Genomic DNA, 16,496 nt, shown 5'->3' on the forward strand with positions numbered 1-16,496 from the left:
GCAAGGCTTACCTAATGGAGGTTGAAGGATGGGTGTCCGTCACGCCAGCACGACCGTGCCCACTGCAGCGGCACGCGCTCGATCACTGCTCACCACCGCCTGGTCCTGCGCGGTGACCACGGAGATCGGCAGGGATGAACTCGTCGGCGCGCACAGCGTCACGCAGGAGGGCATCCTCCTGCTGTCGCCACCCCCGGACAGCGCGCTGGCCACCGCGATGATCTGCGCGCCGCGCGGCGAACCGTCCACGCTCGTCGAGTTCGCCGACGTCGCCCCCGTACCGGTCAGGGACCGGATCCGAGCCCGGCTGTGGCTCTCGGGGTCATTGGTGCCAGACGGGGAGGGGTTCATCTTCGCGCCGACCTGCGCGGTGCTGCACGACTCGGCCGGCGGCCGCGTCGGCATCGACCTCGACGAACTCGCCCTGGCGGCCCCCGACCCGCTGGCCGAGGCGGAGGCGCGGCTGCTCACCCACCTCGCCGACGCGCACGAGGACGCCGTCGAGCAGTTGACCAGGCTCGTGTGCGCGGACAGCCTGCACGGCGTCGTGCGCGTGCGCCCGCTCGCCATCGACCGCTACGCCCTGACGCTGCGCCTGGAGAAGGCCCGCAGCCAGGCGGACGTCCGGCTCGACTTCGACGAGCCCGTCGAAGACCTCTCCCAGGTGACCGAACGCATGCACATCCTGCTCACCAAAGCCCGGCACCTGCGCCGCCCCCTACTGCGCCCCACGCTCCCCGACGCCTGAATTCGCCGATCTCATGGACCGCAGCGCGAGCACGAGCACACCGATGTCGTCCAGAAACACCGGGTCCGGCAGCAGATCGGCCGGCAGGACGAGATAGGCGACCGCCCCCCAGAACACCCACTGGCGCTCGACCGGCAGCCCCGCCGCGCGCAGTGTGCGCCGCGCGCGGACCAGACGTACGAGCAGCGCGATCGCGACCGCGAGTGTCGCGGCCACCAGAATCGCGCCGCCGACAAGGAGGACCGTGACTTCCGTGCTCATCAGACCCTGACCTCCGTCCTGACACTCCCGCGACGTCCTGTGCGGGCACTCGGCCCAGGCTATGGGTACCCGCAGGGCGCCGCGCGAACATCGCGTCCCGCTTTCGCGTGACGGACTCTCCGCCCTCCCGTGAAGGACCATGGAGACTGGCTTCACAGCATCACCGCCAGCTCCTCGAACTCCTTCCCGGAAAGGCAGAGATGAGCCAGATGCGCCAGACGCTGCTCACGGCAGGGCGGGTTCTGACAGGGCCGCGTGGCCAATACGTCACAGACGGCGCCGTACTGACGGAGGGCACCGACATCGTCGCCGCGGGCACCCGGGCCGAGGTCGAGCCCCTGGCCCGCGATGTGCCGCGGCGCTACGCACTGCCCGACGCCACCGTGCTGCCCGGCCTCATCGACGCCCACGTCCACCTGGTCTTCGACGCGAGCAAGGACCCCGTGGCGGTCCTGGACGCGCACAGCGACACCACCCTCATGGCGGCCATGGAGGAGCGGGCGCTGCGGTTCCTGCGCAGCGGCGTCACCACCGTGCGCGATCTGGGTGACCGCGGCCGCCTCACCCTGCGCCTGCGCGAGGAGATCGCCGCGTCACGGGTGCCCGGCCCGCGCATCGTCGCCGCAACGACGCCGCTCACCACCCGAGGCGGCCACTGCTGGTTCCTCGGCGGCGAGGTCGAGGGCGAGAGCGAGATGCGGGCCCTGGTCCGGCGCAACGCCGAGCTCGGCGCGGACGTCATCAAGGTCATGGCCACCGGCGGCGGCCTCACCCAAGGCGGCCCCGCCACCTGGCAGGCGCAGTTCGACGCCCCCGAGCTGCGCGTGATCGTCCGTGAGGCGCACCGGGCGGGACTGCCGGTCGCCGCCCATGGGCACGGCACGGCGGGGATCGTGGCCGCCGTGATGGCGGGCGTCGACACCATCGAGCACTGCACGTGGATGACGCGCAAGGGCCTCGGTCTGCGCGAGGACGTCCTGGACGCCATCGTCGCCAAGGGCATCAGGATCTGCCCCACGATCAGCCCGAACTGGCGGATGCTGCCCATGTTCTTCGGCGCCGAGCGGGCCAAGGCGATGTTCGACCAGGTCCGCACGATGGCGGAGCACGGCGCGCGGCTCATCGCGGGGACGGACGCCGGAGTCCAGCGCGCGGGCTGTGACGGCCTGGCCCAGAGCCTCGGCTTCTACCAGCACGTGGGGATCGAGCCCCACCGCGTCATCGACATGGCGACCACCGAGGCCGCCGACGCCCTGGGCATCGCCGACCACGTCGGACGCCTGGCCGCGGGGTACCGCGCCGACCTGATCGCGGTGCACGGCGATCCGCTCGAGGACGTGGAGGCACTGGGCGACGTACGGCTGATCATGGCCAACGGCAAGATGGTGGACCATGAGTGAGCAACCGGCACATCCCACGCAGCAGAGTCCCACGCGGCCAGCCCCCACGAAGGACGTTCAGGCACTGATCGTCGTCGACCTGCAGACCGCCTTCGTCACCGGCGACGGCGCCGTGCCCGCGGCGGCCCGCGTCCTCGACCGGACGACCGACCTGATCACGCGGGCCCGCGCCGCGGGCGCCCTCGTCGTCCAGCTCCAGAACGACGGAGAGCCCGGAAGCGTCGACGAACCCGGCACCCCCGGCTGGCGGATACACCTCCCGGCGGACACCGACCGGGGCGAGAAGATCCTGCGCAAGACCGTCGACGACGGCTTCGAGGAGACCGGACTCGCCGGCCTGCTCGCCGACGCGGGCGTGCACGACCTCGCCATCTGCGGGGTGCAGTCCGAGATGTGCGTGATGGCGACCGCGCGTACGGCCCTGGAGCTGGACTTCCGTGTCGTCCTGCCGCACGACGCGCACGCGACGTACGACATCCCGGCCGCCGAGGGCATCAGCGACCTGGTCCCGGCGGCGATGGTGTCCCGGGTCGCCGAATGGGCCCTCGGCGACGAGGTCGAGATCGTCGCGAGGGCCCAGGACGTCGGTTTCACCAAGCCGTAGGCGAGGTGGCAGCGGGGATCAGCGGGCGGTGTACGCGCCGTCCACCAGGTGGTAGCTGCCGTGGATGAACGAGGCCCGCTCCGAGAGCAGGAACACGATCAGCTCGGCGACCTCCTCGGAGTGACCGAGGCGGCCCGCCGGGTGCAGGGAGACGAGGGCGTCGTACGCCTCCTTGTCCATGTTCCGCAGGAGCGGCGTCTCGATGAAGCCGGGGCCGACCGCGTTCACGCGGATGCCCTTCGCGGCGTACTCGGCGGCGGCGGTCTTGGTGAGGCCGACGACGCCGTGCTTGGCGGCGACGTAGGCGGGGGAGCCCGCGAAGCCGACGGAGCCGAGGATCGAGGCGACGTTCACGATGGCGCCCGCGCCCGCGGCCTCCAGGACCGGGAGTTCGTAGCGCATCGAGTAGAAGACGCCGTCCAGGTTGGTGCGTACGACGCGGTTGTAGACGTCGATGTCGTACGCGCCGGTCGGCTTGCTCTCCCCGCCGATGCCCGCGTTGTTGACCGCGAGGTCGAGCCCGCCGAACGTGTCCACGGTGAACCGCACGGCGGCCTCGACCGAAGCGGGCTCGGTGACGTCCACGGCCACCGCGGCGGCCTTGACGCCCTCCGCGAGGAGCTGGGCGGCGGCCTTCTCGGCGCCTTCGGCGTCGTGGTCGGCGATGACGACGGTCGCGCCGCCCGCGCCGAGGCGGCGGGCGGTGGCCAGGCCGATGCCGGAAGCGGCGCCCGTGACCAGGGCGGTCCTGCCGGCGAACTCGGTGGCGTAGTCGGTGATGGGGGTGGTCGCTGGAGTGGCGGGGGTGGTGCTCATGGTGCTCTTCGCTTTCCTCATCCGATGTGCGGGGCGGCGAGTGCTGCCTCCCCGGTCAGGACGGCGTAGGCCTGCTCCACATGTGCGGCTAGGTCTGCGTCGTTGTCGTGCCCGCCGCGCGCCCAGCTGCGCAGGGCGGCGGTCAGCACTCCGGCGGCGGCACCGACGACGACGGCCGGGCGCTGGTCCCGGGCGGGGTCGGTGCCGAGCCGGTCGGCGATGATCCGGACGGACTCGTCCTGGGCGTCGACCCGGACGCGTTCGTACGCGGCGAACAGCGCGGGCTCCGTGTCGACGAGCGCGAGCAGCGCCCGCCTCCGGGCCCGGCGGTGCGGGCCGGGGGAGGCCGGGTCGGCGAGCCAGTCCTGCACGGCCGCGCGATAGGCGGCCAGCGGGGGCTCGGCGGCGGGGCGGGTGCGCAGGGCCGCGTTGATGCGGTCGCCGTCGGCGCGGGTGAAGTCGAGCGCCGCCGCCTCCTTGCCGCCGAAGTGGCGGCTGAAGGTGCGGCGCGTGACGTCTGCGCGCTCGGCGACGGCCTCCACGGTGACGGCCGCGAGGCCGTGCTCCAGGATCAGGTCGATGGCCGCGTCGGCGAGCGCCTCCCGGGTCTGCCGGGCCTTGCGCTGCCTGCGGTCCTCGCCGCCCCGGTCCGTGGCCGGGGCTCCTGAGCCGGACTCCGTCGCCTTGTTCATGTCTTCGACTGTACACCTGTGATGTCCCAATGGGACACCTGTCCCGACGGGACTCCACGGGATGCGTGCGAGGCGCGGCTCCCGGCCGGGCGCAGGCGTTCTAGAGCGGCAGTGCGCACACGGCGAGCGGGGCGGCGAACGGAGTGCCGGTCAGCCGCAGCCGGCCGCTCTTTCCCACCTGGAAGACGCTCACGGAGCCCGACTTCTGGTTGGCCGCGAACAGCAGGCGCCCGGACGGCGAGAAGGCGATGTGCCGGGGGAAGTCCCCGCCGACGGGAACCGTGTCGAGCAGCCGCAGCCGGGCGCCGCCCGCTTCGATCGCGTAGCGCGTGAGGCTGTTGTGCCCGCGATTGGCGAGGAAGGCGAAGGTGCCCTCGCGTGTGACGAGCAATTGCGCCGGATAGCTGGTGCCTTCGCCCGTGCCGGTGGACTGCGGACCACCGGGCGTCAGCCGCCCGCTCGCGGGGTCGTACGCGCAGACCACCACGGTGTTGTCGACCTCGTTCGCCAGGTAGGCGAAGCGCCCGGAGGGGTGGAAGGTGAGATGGCGCGGGCCCGCGCCCGGTCGCAGCACGGCGTACGAAACCCGGGTGAGCTTCCCCTTCGTCGTGTCGAGGCGGTAGCTGTGGACGGTGTCGTTGCCCAGGTCGACGGCGAGGACATGCCCGCCGTCCGGACTCGTCACGACCTGGTGGGCGTGCGGCCCTTCCTGTCCGGGCCCGGGAGGCGGGCTGGAGTGGGTGACCACGTCGCTCAACTCACCCAGGGCGCCCGATGGTTGGACCGGGTGGACGGCCACGCTCCCGGAGCCGTAGTTCGCGCTGAGCAGCCAGCGACCGCTCGGGTGCACGGACAGATGGCAGGGCCCGGCGCCACCCGTGTCACGCGCTCCCAGGACCTCGGGACCCGCGGAGGAGAGCGCGACGGCGGTCACGCCACCCTGCTCCCGCTCATTGACGGCGTAGAGGGTTTTGCCCGAGGGGTGGAGGCAGAGGTAGGAGGGGTCGGGTACGCCCGTCAGCGTGCCGGTGGCCGTGATCTCACCCGTCGTCTCGTCGTACTTCGCGAGGCCCAGGCCGTCGCCGCCGTCGGCCTGACTGGTGTAGGTGCCGAGGAACAACTGGCGGTCGCGGCGCGGCGGTCGTACGGGGGAGAGGGAGGACGCGGAGGCGGACGCGGGCGAGGCGACGACAGCGGCGGCAGCGGTGGCGGCGACAGCTCCGATGAACCCGCGCCGTCCCCAGCCGTCCGCCTCGGGCCGACCGCCGGAGTCGGTGTTCACTACTGCCGCCATGTCCGCTCCCAATGTGTCGGTGGTGACGCGTGTGGCAGACAGAGTGATGCCCGCAATCCCCCACGATCAAGAGGGGCAACTTGGGTTGTGTTCCGTGCGGGCCTGTGCTTGAGGCAGTGCTGCCCGACGGGTTCACGCCGTTCTTTCTGCTCGGTCTGATCCTCGGCATGAACCCCGGCAATGCCCCGAGGGCCGACAGCGCGGGGCTCGTTCCGCAGGCCGTCGGCCTTCGCGTCCGCCGCTCGATCAGCGTGATCGTCGACGGAGTCGCCGCCATCCGCCTCGCCCGGTACGGGCTGCTGCCGGCCAGTTTTCTCGACACCGCCGGCAACGTCCTCCGGCTCACCGTCGTCCTGCTGCGCCGCACCCGCTGCGACGGCCTCGCGCTGACGGACGAAACCCCTGGTGGCTCCCACTGGTTCAGCGCCGATGGTGACGTCGCCGGGGCGCTCGCCCACACCACCGGTACCGCCGCTGCCGCCCTCCGCGTCAACACCTTCTACACGCGGCCGATAGTCGGCGCCCTCGACGGCGTGTACCGGGCCCTGCCCGTCGGCATGGTCGTGGCGGCGAGCTCCACGCCTCGCTGACGCGCCGCGCGATCGGTGTCGCGCACAGCGCGTGAAACACGGAGAGTAACTACGGTGAATCGGCCGCGAATATGCGCCGCGGCGTGGCCGGGGATGCCCCTAGGAGGTATGAACTGGCTCTGAGCGGGCAAGATGTAGGTGCCATTCGCGGTGCCGCCCCAGACCCCGGCGGCGTCGGGCGCCGACCTCAGGGTCGCGCCGCTCGCGTTGTCGTTACTCTTCGTATGCGGGGTGTAGGAAATTGGGGGGTGGACCATGGGCACGCCCGACCCGGGATTTGGACTGCACCACCGTGTGGTCGACGAATCGATCGTTCTGACGTTCCGCGGCGAACTGGACGCCTGGGCGGATCAGGAACTCTCGCCGCGCATAGCGGAGTTACTGGACCGGCCGGGCGCTGACGTGGTGGTGGACCTGCGGCAGGTCACGTTTCTGGACGCCGGCGGCCTGCGGCTGCTGGTGCGCATCAAGGGCCGAGCCGTCGCGAAGCGGCGCACTCTGCGCGTGGTTCGCAGCAGCTCGCGCGTCTGGCGGGTGCTGCGCATCACCCGCCTCGACCGCAGCTTCACCGTCCTGGACAGCATGCCCGCCGCCCTGGACGCGCCGGACGACGAAGAGGGAAATCTGGACAGGCCCGCCTAGTTGCAGGCGCGTCTCGCGGGGCTTCTCCGCAACCGCTCTGACCCCCTGCCGGGACGCGATGGCCGCCCCCTCGCCCGGCACGCGGGCGAGGGGACGGCCATCGCGCGGCGGTCAGCCCTCGGGGCGAAGCAGACCGCGCTCGTACGCCTTGGCCAGCCGCTGGGGCACCAGGTAGGCGGAGCCGTCGATGGTGACCGGCACGAGCTGTGGGGTGGTGGCCTTCCACTGGGCGCGGCGGTGACGGGTGTTGCTGCGGGACATCTTCCGCTTGGGTACGGCCATGGTTTCGGGTCCTCTCTCGGCGGTGCGGCACCGAGGCTATATGAAAATGGGTCCCATTTCGAATTAAGCCGAGTCTGTCGTGGTTGACAGGCCGGACGCGGCCGCGTCAGCATCCCGGCGATGGAGATCACCGACTTGACCCCGGCGGAGCGCCGCGTCTGGCAGGCGTTCCCGCTCGGCGAGGGCGTCGACTTCCGCGAAAGCCCCGACGACGACCCCCTGGCCGGTGCCTCCTGGGGGCCCGAACGGACCGTACGCGCCGAGGTGTTGCGCGCGCTGCTGCTCGACGGTCCGACCCGGGGCGGCGAGACAGCCGGCATGAAGCTGGCGGGCGCGCGCATCACCGGGCGGCTCGACCTCAGGTACGGAATGGTCGAGCACCCCGTACGCCTGCGGTCCTGCCACTTCGAGGGCACGCCGAACCTGTACGGGGCCCAGGTCCGCGCCCTGGTTTTGAGCGATTCCGTCCTGCCGGGGCTGAGGGCGGCAACCCTGCGGGTGGAGCTGGTCCTGCGGATCACCTGCTGCCGGATCACGGGCCCGGTACGGCTCGCGGGCGCGCAGATAGCCGGGGCGTTCTTCGCCAACGGCGCGGAACTCGGCACCCCGCACGCCCCCGACGAGCCGCCCGCAGCGGGCCCGGCGGTGGCGGGCGAAGCGGTGCTGCAGCTGAACCACGCGGACATCGGCACCGACGTATGGGCCGTGGGCCTGGTGGCCCACGGTCAGATCCGGCTGAACGGCGCCACCGTGGGAGGCCAGGTCAACCTCGACGACGCCGAGCTGAGCGCCCCCGGTGAAGTCGCCCTGCACGCCGAGACCTTGTCGGTCGGCACCGATCTGCGTGCCGTACGGCTGCGGGCCCACGGCACGCTCAACCTGAGCGGCGCCAGGATTCCGCGGCACATCAACCTCGCCTACGCCCGCCTCTCCCACCCCGGCGGATCGGCCCTGCGCGCCAGCAGCTGCGTCGTCGGCGAACTGTGGCTGCGGGAAGCCGCCCCGATCCAGGGCGCCGTGAACCTGCGCCGCTCCCAGTTCGACCTGCTGCACGTCCCTCCCGAGGTGTGGCCGGGCCAGGTGAAGCTCGACGGCCTCGCGTACCAGAGGCTCACCCCGCACCTGCCCGCCGAGCAGCGGCTTCCGCTCCTGGAGCGCGAGGCGGGCGGCTATCTCCCGCAGGGCTACGAGCAGTTGGCGGCCGCGTACCGCACGGCGGGTGACGAGGCCGCCGCCCGCACCGTGCAGCTGGCCAAGCTCCGCCGCCACCGGCGGACCCTGCCCCCGTACGCCAGGGTCTGGGGGCACCTCCAGGACCTGACGGTGGGCTATGGGTTCCGGCCGATGCGCGCGGCCGGATGGCTGCTCGTCCTGCTGCTCACCGGCGCGCTCGCCTTCGCGCTGCACCATCCGCCCGCCCTGAAGTCGGACGAGGCCCCCGACTTCAATGCCGTCTTCTACACCCTCGACCTGCTCATCCCGATCATCGGCTTCGGCCAGGAGCAGGCGTACGCGCCGGAGGGCTGGTACCAGTGGCTCTCGTATCTCCTTGTCGCGACGGGCTGGGTCCTGGTCACCACGGTCGCGGCAGGCATCACCCGCTCGCTCAGCCGCCAGTGACGAACATCGCCGACCTGGACACAGGAGGGGCGACGATCGATATCCTCCAGCGAAACGCTCAAACGAACACCTGACGGGTACGTCGCGAGGGGGCCGGCAGCATGCGGGAGCCGAGGGATGTCAGGCGGCAGCGGATACTCGCGGTCGTGGAGTCGCGTGGTGAGGCGCGGCTGAGTGATCTCGCCGACGACCTGGAGGTCTCGGTGATCACCGTGCGCCGGGACGTCGAGGACCTGGCCCAGGAGGGCAGGCTGCGGCGCGGGCACGGGGTGGCGCGGTCCATCGGCCCCGTGGAGCGCGGCGTGGCGCCCGCCGAACCCGTGGCGAGCGGCGGCGCCGTGGCGCTGATGGTGCCGGAGCGGCACACCTACCTGTACGAGACGATGCACGGTGCCCGAGGTGTCCTGAGCGAGGCCGGCATCCGGGTCGCCCTGCACATCGCCCCGCAGGTGGAGGGCGCCGAACGGCCGCTGGTCGAGCGGGTGTTGGGCGAAGATGTACGGGGTCTGCTCATCGCCCCGCGCTGGCGCACCGAGGCCGAGGAGGAGGCGGACTACGCCTGGCTTGCGGCTTCGGGCGTGCCCACGGTCCTGATGGAGAGGCGCCCGCGCGCGGGCAGTGCGCTGCACGCCATGGACTCGGTCTGCACCGACCACTGGTACGGCATCCACCTCGCCGTCGACCATCTCGTGGGGCTCGGCCACCGGCGTATCGTCCTGGCCGCGCGCGACGACAGTCCGACGGCCCGTGCCCTGCGTGCGGCCTTCGCCGAGATCGCCGCCGCAAGGAGCGAGGTCGAGGACTGGAGCGTCATGCTGAGCGCCGAGGGCGCGGGACCCGGCCGGGCGCGCGAGCCGCTGGACCTCGCGGCGCGGCTGCGCGAGCGCGGGGCGACGGCTGCCGTGCTGCACGGTGACGTCGACGCGCTGATGCTCGTGCAGCAGCTCATGGACCGCGGGGTGCGGGTGCCGCAGGACTGCTCGGTGGTGGCGTACGACGACGTGGTGGCCGCGCTGGGCAGCACTCCGCTGACCGCCGTGTCACCGCCGAAGCACGAGGTGGGGCGTACGGCGGCCGGGCTTTTGCTGCGCAGGCTCGATGAGTTGGCGGGTCCCGGCGCCGGGCCGGCGCAACGCGTGGAGCTGCTGCCGGAGCTCAAGGTCCGCGGATCCGCCACCGGCATCGGGATCGTTTGACCGCTTCAGTTTCTTTTGATCGGTCTATTGACCGGCACCGTTCACGCGATCAGGATTCCCGTGTCCCGAACAAGAGCCGGGGGAGGCACCCATGCCTGGTCGACCGAGCCGCCGGTCCCTGCTCGCCGTGACGGCCGCAGTTCCCATGGCAGGTGCGCTCAGCGCCTGTTCGGGCAGCACTGGCCGTACATCGAGCAGCAAGGGCGGCACCACACGCGTCACGTTCTGGTCCGCACTGCGCGGAAGCCAGGAAGTGGTCGACGCGTTCAACAAGACCCATGACCGCATCCAGGTCGAGTTCCAGCAGATCCCGTCCGGCGCCATGGGCGGATACGCCAAGCTCAGCAACGCCGCCCGGGCCGGCAACGCCCCGGACGTCGCGACCCTCGAATACCCCCAGGTCCCCGGCTTCGCCATCGACGGCGTCGCCCGGGACATCACCTCGCTCGTCAGCGACCGGCTGCGCGCCAAGCTGCTGCCGCAGGCCCTCGGCCTCACCACCTTCGAGAAGCGGATCTACTCCGTGCCGCTCGACGTGGAACCGATGGTGCTGCACTACCGTTCCGACCTGTTCGACCGGCACGGGCTGCAAGTGCCGCGCACCTGGGAGGAGTTCACCGAAACCGCGCGCGCCGTGCGGGACACGTCACGCGACCGGCGCATCGCGCTCTTCCCCACCGACGGTGGGACCCAGTTCGCCGCCTGGGCGTGGCAGGCGGGCGCCCAGTGGTTCGACACCCGTGAGGGCGCCTGGAACGTCTCCCTCACGGACCGCCCCACCCGCGAGGTCGCGGCGTACTGGCAACGCCTCATCGACGAGGAACTGCTCTTCGTCAACGCCTCCGAGAGCAGGCACTACGACTCACAGCTCGCGGAAGGCCTGGTCCTTGCCCGGCTCAGCGGTGCCTGGGACGCGGGCGCGCAGATGAACGCGAGACCGGGCCAGAAGGGCCGATGGGCCATAGCCCCGCTTCCGCAGTGGGACCCCGAGAACCCGGTCGTCGGCACCCACGGCGGCTCCACGTTCGCCGTCACCAAGGACTCCCGGCACCCCGAGGCCGCCATGGAGTTCATCGAATGGCAGGTCTCGCACCCCGACGCCCTGCGCGCCCGGCTCTCCAGCGGCACCAGCAGCCAGTACCCGGCCGTCCCCGACCTGGTCTCCGTGGGCCGCAAGGCCTTCGACCGCTCCTACTACTCGGGCCAGGACATCTACCGCCTCTTCGAGGAGCAGGCCGAGACGATCCGCGACGGCTGGGTCTGGGGGCCGCGGATGACCGCGACCCAGAAGGTGATGCAGGACGGTTTCGCCCGTGCGGGCGGCGGCAAGGGCTCCCTGCTCGACGCCGTGCGCGCGGCGCACGACGGCACCATGCCGGACCTCAGGGCCCTCGGCCTCGCCACCACCGAGCACAGCACATGACCGGCCCGAACGCCCCGGCGCGCGAGCGGCCCACGTACCCCTTCGAGCACCAGAGCACCAGCAGAGAGGCAGGTGACCCCCGATGACCACGACCGCGCCCCCGGCCCGCGCCACGCGCACCCCCGATGCCCCGGCCCCCGCCCGCAGCGCCCGCAGACGAGCGCGACGCCGTGAACACCTGGCGTGCGGCGTCCTGATGACCCCCTTCCTTATCCTGCTGGTGGCCGTCTTCCTGATACCCGTGGGCACCGCGGTCTGGCTGAGCTTTTTCAGCGACGACCAGCCGGGACTCGGCTTCGGCCCGGAACGCACGGTCTTCGTGGGCCTGCGCAGCTACACGGCCGTCCTCACCGACCCGACCTTCCTCGGCAGCCTCGGCCTGGTCGCCCTCTACTGCCTGCTCTACATCCCGCTGATGGTGGCCGGCGCCCTCGGCCTGGCCCTGCTGCTCGACTCGGGCGTCGTACGGCTGCGGGCCTGGGCCCAGTTGGGGCTCTTCCTGCCGCACGCGGTACCGGGCATCATCGCGGCCCTCATCTGGCTCTACCTCTACACGCCCGGTCTCAGCCCGGTCGTCGACGTGCTCTCCAAGGGCGACATCCACATCGACTTCCTCGGCGTGAACACCGTGCTCCCGTCGATCGTGAACATCGCCCTGTGGAGCAACCTCGGCTACAACATGGTCATCTTCTACGCCGCACTGCAGGCCGTGCCCCGCGAAGTCATCGAGGCGGCCGTGGTCGACGGAGCGGGACCGGTACGCACCGCACTGCAGGTCAAGGCGCCCCTGGTGCGCTCCTCGATCGTCATGGTCGCGATGTTCACCCTGATCTGGGCGATGCAGCTGTTCACCGAACCGATGCTGCTCAGCCAGTCGTCGCCGATGATCAACTCGCGCTTCTCGCCCAGCATGTACATCTACGACGCGGCCTTCACCCGCAACAACTACGGCCTGGCAGCCGCTGCTTCGGTGATCCTCCTCCTGTGCACGGTCGCCCTTTCCTACGGCGTCACCCGCTGGACCAACCGCTCCCAGAAGGAGGCCGCACGATGAGCGCCGACACCCTCAGCGCGCACCGCCCCCGCCTCCTGGGCCGCACCGTCGTGAACACCGTGGTCGGCATCGCGGTGCTCTACACGCTGCTGCCCGTCCTGTGGCTGGTGCTCGCCGCGTCCAAGAACCGGGACGCGCTGTTCAGCAGCAACTTCTTCTCGCTCACCGACTTCTCCTTCGTGCAGAACCTGCGTGACCTCTTCGCGATGGACGGCGGGCTCTACGGCCGCTGGTACACCAACAGCCTCCTCTACGCCGTCCTGGGCGCCGCGATCAGCGCGCTGGTGAGCGTGGCCTGCGGCTACGCCTTCGACAAGTACCGCTTCGCGCACAAGGAGAAGCTCTTCGGCCTCGTGCTCGCCGCGGTCATGGTGCCGCAGACGGTGCTCGCGCTGCCGCTCTACCTGATGGCCTCGGCCACGGGTGTGGTCGACACCTTCTGGGCGGTGTTCATCCCGGTCCTGTTCAACCCGTTCGGCGTCTATCTGGGGCGGATCTTCAGCCAGGGATACGTGCCCGACGAGGTGCTCGAAGCGGCCCGGGTGGACGGCGCGGGGGAGCTCACCACGTATGTGCGGGTCTCCCTGCGGATGCTGGGCCCCGGTCTGGTCACGGTGTTCCTCTTCCAGCTCACCGCCATCTGGAACAACTTCTTCCTGCCGATGGTGATGCTCTCGGACGAGAGGCTTTACCCGGTCAGCCTCGGCCTCTACACCTGGAACAGTTCGGCCACCGTCTCGCCCGAGTACTACCCCGTGGTGATCATTGGTTCGCTCCTCGCGGTGCTGCCGCTGATCCTCGCCTTCGTTCTGCTGCAACGCTTCTGGAAGTCGGGTCTGACCGCGGGCTCGGTCAAGTGAGACACGTGGACGTGGTCGAGTGAGCCATGTGATCCACGTGCGCCATGTGAAAGGGAAACTGTTGAAGAACGGCAGCCACCGTCCGCGTACCGCGCTGGCCATGGCCCCGGACGCGGCGAAGGCCGTGCTCGGCCCCGACGCCCTGGCGGCACTCGGCCGCGTCTGCGATCTGGTGCCGGACACCGTCCTGGACGACTTCACGACGGAACGGGCACGCGCCGTGCTGCGAGACGTGGAGGTCCTGGTCACCGGCTGGGGCTGCCCGCCGCTGGACGCCGCCGCGCTCGCGGCGGCGCCCCGGCTGCGGGCCGTCGTCCACACCGCGGGGTCGGTACGCGGCCACATCACACCGGAGTGCTGGGAGCGCGGCATCGAGGTGTCATCGGCGGCCGCGGCCAACGCGCTGCCCGTCGCCGAGTACACCGTCGCCATGATCCTGCTCAGCGGCAAGCGCGTCATGGAGCGGGCGCGGGAGTTCAAGGCCACCCGGCGCCGCGACGAATGGCTCGGTCTGTCGCGCGGCGTGGGCAACTACCGCCGTACGGTCGGCGTACTCTCCGCCTCGATGATCGGCCGCCGCGTCATCGAACTCCTCCGCCCCTACGACCTCCAGGTGCTGCTGCACGACCCGTACGTGACCGACGAGGAAGCCCTGGCGCTCGGTGTACGGCCCGTCGGCATCCGGGAGTTGTTCGCGAGCAGCGATGTCGTCAGCGTGCACACCCCGCTGCTTCCCGCCACCCGCGGCCTGGTCGGCCGTGACCTGATCACCGCGATGCGCCACGAGGCGGTGCTCATCAACACGGCCCGCGGCGCCGTCCTGGACCAGGCCGCCCTCACCGAAGCCGCGCTGGCCGGCCGAGTCCGCGCCGTCCTGGACGTCACGGACCCCGAAGTCCTGCCACACGACCACCCGTTGTGGGAGTGCGACAACGTCATGATCACCCCGCACCTCGCGGGTTCCCAGGGCAACGAGTGGGAGCGCCTCGCCGATCTCGCCGTGGCCGAGGTCGGCCGGTGGGCCGCGGGCGACGGTCTCGCCCATGCCGTACGACGCGAAAGGCTGGCCTACCTCGCATGAGCACCCCCGGACTGCGACACATCGAACTACCCGATGACAACCGGGAGTTGAGCCCTCACACCGGCTACACCCGCGCGCACTGGGAGGCGGCCGCCGACGGTCTCCTGGGCGCCGCCTGGAAGTGGGCGACCCCTCGCGGAGCCCTGCTCGACCTGCCGGGACGGCCCTCCGCGTCCGGCGTACGATCGGACGGCCTGGAAGGCTACGCCCGCACTTTCCTCGCTGCCGCGTTCCGCGTGGCGGGCGCCGAGGGCAAGGACCCGCACGGCTGGCTCGACCGGTACGCGGACGGACTCGCGGCGGGCACCCGCACCCCCGGCCGCGACGACGCCGAGTCGTGGCCGGCGATCCTCGACCACCATGTCCAGGGCCAGCCGATGGTGGAGTCCGCGTCCGTGGCCCTCGGCCTGCGGCTGACCCGCCCCTGGCTGTGGGACCGGCTCGACACCGACGTACAGGACCGGACGGAACAGTGGCTGCGCGGCGCGATACGTCATGTCCCCGCGCCCAACAACTGGTACCTCTTCCCCTACACCGTGGCCGGATTCCTGGAGTCGGTGGGCCGCGGCGACGCGGAGACGGCCAGGGTGCGCAGGCGGGCGCTCGGGCTCCTGGAGAGCTGGTATCGCGGCCAGGGCTGGTACGCCGACGGCGACGGCCGGGCCTTCGACCACTACAACGGCTGGGCCCTGCACCTCTACCCGACCCTGGACGCCCAACTGGCGGCCGATGTAATCGAGTCGGAGCGGCACGGCGCCCGCCTGCGCGAGCACCTGGAGAGCTTCGGACTCCTCTTCGGCGCCGACGGCGCACCCATCCACTTCGGCCGGTCCCTGACCTACCGCTTCGCCGCGGGCGCGTCCGTGGCCCTCGGCGCGCTCACCGGCCACACGCCCTTGAGCCCCGGCACCTCGCGCCGGCTCCTCAGCGGATCACTGCGCTACTTCCTGGACCGCGGCTCCGTCGGCGCCGACGGACTGCTCAGCCTCGGCTGGCACGGCCCGCACGACGCGAGCCTCCAGAGCTACTCCGGCCCCGCCTCACCGTACTGGGCGTCCAAGGCGTTCGTCGGCCTCCTGGCACCGGCCGGCCATCCTCTGTGGACCGCCACCGAGGAACCGGCCCCCAGCGAGAGCCGCGACACCGTCCACGCGCTGCCCGCGCCGGGCCTGCTCGTGCAGAGCACCCGAGCCGACGGGATCGTGCGGCTGCACAACCACGGCAGCGACCACGCGCGCCCGCACGAGGCCGAGATCGCCGCCCACGAGGACCCGCTCTACGCCCGCCAGGCGTACTCCACGCGCACCGGCCCCACGGCGCGTGGCAACATCCCGGACAACCATGTCGCGGTGGAGGTGGCGGGAGTACGCAGCGCCCGCACCCGCATCCATCCGCTCGGCGCAGGACAGGGCGACGGCTGGGGCTGGGCGGCGTCCCGGCACACCCCCGCCTTCGGGAGCGGCGCGCCCATGGTGCCGGGGCTGCGCGTAGAGAGCGTCACGGTGGCCAAGGGGAGGCACGAGCTGCGCGTGCACCGCGTCGTCGGCGCACCGCACGGCGCGCGCCTCACCCACACGGGCTGGGCGACAGGCCCTGAGGAGGCCCTGCTCTCGGCGCTCCACCCCCTGCACGGCTGGACCGGCCAGGATGAACGACGCGCACCCCAGGGCACGGCCTTCACCCGGTGGGCCCGCCTGCCGCGCCTCACGGCCGAAGCGGAGGGCACGGCCGTCTACGCGGCACTGGCCACACTCACCGCGGAGCCGGAGCCCACACCCTTGACGGACGCGGCCACGCTGGTGAGCACGACGGATGACACGGTCGAGGTGCGCTGGACGAACGACGGCTCCACGACCCGCATCGCCTTCGAGCCGCTGTCCGTGGAGCACGGCTGATCGCCGGGCACCGCTGATCGTCGCACCCGGCCGGCTTG

General features: G+C 71.5%; 17 protein-coding genes. 12 read left to right on the forward strand and 5 right to left on the reverse strand.

The annotated features are described in order from the left end of the window. The first annotated feature begins 28 nt into the window (after window positions 1-28). Window positions 29-748: a DUF2470 domain-containing protein gene (locus ACWD02_RS16460; RefSeq protein ID WP_451210358.1), complete on the forward strand. Its 720-nt coding sequence runs from the start codon at window positions 29-31 to the stop codon at window positions 746-748. On the opposite strand, the gene ACWD02_RS16465 is transcribed toward ACWD02_RS16460, so the two are convergent. Beyond that, on the reverse strand, window positions 719-1,009 hold the full coding sequence (locus ACWD02_RS16465) for a YkvA family protein (protein WP_451210361.1): 291 nt from the start codon (window positions 1,007-1,009) through the stop codon (window positions 719-721). The genes ACWD02_RS16460 and ACWD02_RS16465 overlap by 30 nt on opposite strands. Window positions 1,010-1,209: 200 nt before the next feature. Here ACWD02_RS16465 and ACWD02_RS16470 point away from each other — a divergent pair, with 200 nt between their 5' ends. Together ACWD02_RS16470 and ACWD02_RS16475 are read left to right on the forward strand one after the other, a co-directional pair. Beyond that, window positions 1,210-2,409: an amidohydrolase family protein gene (locus tag ACWD02_RS16470; RefSeq protein ID WP_451210364.1), complete on the forward strand. Its 1,200-nt coding sequence runs from the start codon at window positions 1,210-1,212 to the stop codon at window positions 2,407-2,409. After that, the gene (locus ACWD02_RS16475) at window positions 2,402-3,013 is read left to right on the forward strand and encodes an isochorismatase family protein (protein ID WP_451210367.1); all 612 of its coding nucleotides are present in this window, start codon (window positions 2,402-2,404) and stop codon (window positions 3,011-3,013) included. Before ACWD02_RS16470 ends, ACWD02_RS16475 begins: the two co-directional genes overlap by 8 nt. Window positions 3,014-3,031: 18 nt before the next feature. Here the strand turns inward: ACWD02_RS16475 and ACWD02_RS16480 are convergent, their stop codons facing one another. The 3 genes from ACWD02_RS16480 to ACWD02_RS16490 all read right to left on the reverse strand — a co-directional run bounded on the left by ACWD02_RS16480 (window position 3,032) and on the right by ACWD02_RS16490 (window position 5,815). After that, on the reverse strand, window positions 3,032-3,829 hold the full coding sequence (locus ACWD02_RS16480) for an SDR family NAD(P)-dependent oxidoreductase (RefSeq protein ID WP_451210370.1): 798 nt from the start codon (window positions 3,827-3,829) through the stop codon (window positions 3,032-3,034). Between the two features lie 17 nt (window positions 3,830-3,846). Beyond that, on the reverse strand, window positions 3,847-4,521 hold the full coding sequence (locus tag ACWD02_RS16485) for a TetR/AcrR family transcriptional regulator (RefSeq protein ID WP_451210372.1): 675 nt from the start codon (window positions 4,519-4,521) through the stop codon (window positions 3,847-3,849). A gap of 100 nt (window positions 4,522-4,621) precedes the next feature. Beyond that, window positions 4,622-5,815: a lactonase family protein gene (locus tag ACWD02_RS16490; protein ID WP_451210374.1), complete on the reverse strand. Its 1,194-nt coding sequence runs from the start codon at window positions 5,813-5,815 to the stop codon at window positions 4,622-4,624. Between the two features lie 104 nt (window positions 5,816-5,919). Between ACWD02_RS16490 and ACWD02_RS16495 the strand changes: the two genes are divergently transcribed. Together ACWD02_RS16495 and ACWD02_RS16500 are read left to right on the forward strand one after the other, a co-directional pair. Then, the gene (locus ACWD02_RS16495; RefSeq protein ID WP_451210377.1) at window positions 5,920-6,405 is read left to right on the forward strand and encodes a hypothetical protein; all 486 of its coding nucleotides are present in this window, start codon (window positions 5,920-5,922) and stop codon (window positions 6,403-6,405) included. 255 nt (window positions 6,406-6,660) lie between these two features. Then, complete coding sequence (locus ACWD02_RS16500) at window positions 6,661-7,047, forward strand: STAS domain-containing protein (RefSeq protein WP_451210380.1); 387 nt, start codon at window positions 6,661-6,663, stop codon at window positions 7,045-7,047. Window positions 7,048-7,158: 111 nt separating this feature from the next. On the opposite strand, the gene rpmF is transcribed toward ACWD02_RS16500, so the two are convergent. After that, complete coding sequence (gene rpmF, locus ACWD02_RS16505) at window positions 7,159-7,329, reverse strand: 50S ribosomal protein L32 (RefSeq protein WP_451210383.1); 171 nt, start codon at window positions 7,327-7,329, stop codon at window positions 7,159-7,161. Window positions 7,330-7,449: 120 nt separating this feature from the next. On the opposite strand from rpmF, the gene ACWD02_RS16510 reads away from it, so the two are divergent. The 7 genes from ACWD02_RS16510 to ACWD02_RS16540 all read left to right on the forward strand — a co-directional run bounded on the left by ACWD02_RS16510 (window position 7,450) and on the right by ACWD02_RS16540 (window position 16,458). Continuing rightward, window positions 7,450-8,949 (forward strand): membrane-associated oxidoreductase, encoded by a 1,500-nt coding sequence (locus ACWD02_RS16510; protein WP_451210386.1) that lies wholly within the window; start codon window positions 7,450-7,452, stop codon window positions 8,947-8,949. 101 nt (window positions 8,950-9,050) lie between these two features. After that, window positions 9,051-10,145 carry a substrate-binding domain-containing protein gene (locus ACWD02_RS16515; RefSeq protein ID WP_451210388.1) on the forward strand — a complete coding sequence of 365 codons (1,095 nt, stop codon included), beginning with the start codon at window positions 9,051-9,053 and terminating at the stop codon, window positions 10,143-10,145. Between the two features lie 91 nt (window positions 10,146-10,236). Further along, complete coding sequence (locus ACWD02_RS16520) at window positions 10,237-11,568, forward strand: ABC transporter substrate-binding protein (RefSeq protein ID WP_451210391.1); 1,332 nt, start codon at window positions 10,237-10,239, stop codon at window positions 11,566-11,568. A gap of 82 nt (window positions 11,569-11,650) precedes the next feature. Next, the gene (locus ACWD02_RS16525; protein ID WP_451210394.1) at window positions 11,651-12,622 is read left to right on the forward strand and encodes a carbohydrate ABC transporter permease; all 972 of its coding nucleotides are present in this window, start codon (window positions 11,651-11,653) and stop codon (window positions 12,620-12,622) included. Further along, entirely contained in the window at window positions 12,619-13,482 is an 864-nt protein-coding gene (locus ACWD02_RS16530) for a carbohydrate ABC transporter permease (protein ID WP_451210397.1), read from the forward strand. The genes ACWD02_RS16525 and ACWD02_RS16530 overlap by 4 nt, the downstream gene beginning before the upstream one ends. Window positions 13,483-13,582: 100 nt before the next feature. Beyond that, the gene (locus ACWD02_RS16535) at window positions 13,583-14,563 is read left to right on the forward strand and encodes a hydroxyacid dehydrogenase (RefSeq protein ID WP_451210800.1); all 981 of its coding nucleotides are present in this window, start codon (window positions 13,583-13,585) and stop codon (window positions 14,561-14,563) included. Then, a complete protein-coding gene (locus tag ACWD02_RS16540) occupies window positions 14,560-16,458 on the forward strand; it encodes a DUF2264 domain-containing protein (RefSeq protein ID WP_451210400.1) in 1,899 nt (632 codons plus the stop codon). Before ACWD02_RS16535 ends, ACWD02_RS16540 begins: the two co-directional genes overlap by 4 nt. Window positions 16,459-16,496 lie beyond the last annotated feature (38 nt).

This window comes from Streptomyces sp. NPDC002853, assembly GCF_053591915.1.

Bases quoted from the DNA above. Each gene is read 5' to 3' on its own strand.
- ACWD02_RS16460 (WP_451210358.1), top strand. From the start codon at position 29: ATGGGTGTCCGTCACGCCAGCACGACCGTGCCCACTGCAGCGGCACGC.
- ACWD02_RS16465 (WP_451210361.1), bottom strand. From the start codon at position 1,009: ATGAGCACGGAAGTCACGGTCCTCCTTGTCGGCGGCGCGATTCTGGTG.
- ACWD02_RS16470 (WP_451210364.1), top strand. From the start codon at position 1,210: ATGAGCCAGATGCGCCAGACGCTGCTCACGGCAGGGCGGGTTCTGACA.
- ACWD02_RS16475 (WP_451210367.1), top strand. From the start codon at position 2,402: ATGAGTGAGCAACCGGCACATCCCACGCAGCAGAGTCCCACGCGGCCA.
- ACWD02_RS16480 (WP_451210370.1), bottom strand. From the start codon at position 3,829: ATGAGCACCACCCCCGCCACTCCAGCGACCACCCCCATCACCGACTAC.
- ACWD02_RS16485 (WP_451210372.1), bottom strand. From the start codon at position 4,521: ATGAACAAGGCGACGGAGTCCGGCTCAGGAGCCCCGGCCACGGACCGG.
- ACWD02_RS16490 (WP_451210374.1), bottom strand. From the start codon at position 5,815: ATGGCGGCAGTAGTGAACACCGACTCCGGCGGTCGGCCCGAGGCGGAC.
- ACWD02_RS16500 (WP_451210380.1), top strand. From the start codon at position 6,661: ATGGGCACGCCCGACCCGGGATTTGGACTGCACCACCGTGTGGTCGAC.
- rpmF (WP_451210383.1), bottom strand. From the start codon at position 7,329: ATGGCCGTACCCAAGCGGAAGATGTCCCGCAGCAACACCCGTCACCGC.
- ACWD02_RS16510 (WP_451210386.1), top strand. From the start codon at position 7,450: ATGGAGATCACCGACTTGACCCCGGCGGAGCGCCGCGTCTGGCAGGCG.
- ACWD02_RS16515 (WP_451210388.1), top strand. From the start codon at position 9,051: ATGCGGGAGCCGAGGGATGTCAGGCGGCAGCGGATACTCGCGGTCGTG.
- ACWD02_RS16520 (WP_451210391.1), top strand. From the start codon at position 10,237: ATGCCTGGTCGACCGAGCCGCCGGTCCCTGCTCGCCGTGACGGCCGCA.
- ACWD02_RS16525 (WP_451210394.1), top strand. From the start codon at position 11,651: ATGACCACGACCGCGCCCCCGGCCCGCGCCACGCGCACCCCCGATGCC.
- ACWD02_RS16530 (WP_451210397.1), top strand. From the start codon at position 12,619: ATGAGCGCCGACACCCTCAGCGCGCACCGCCCCCGCCTCCTGGGCCGC.
- ACWD02_RS16535 (WP_451210800.1), top strand. From the start codon at position 13,583: ATGGCCCCGGACGCGGCGAAGGCCGTGCTCGGCCCCGACGCCCTGGCG.
- ACWD02_RS16540 (WP_451210400.1), top strand. From the start codon at position 14,560: ATGAGCACCCCCGGACTGCGACACATCGAACTACCCGATGACAACCGG.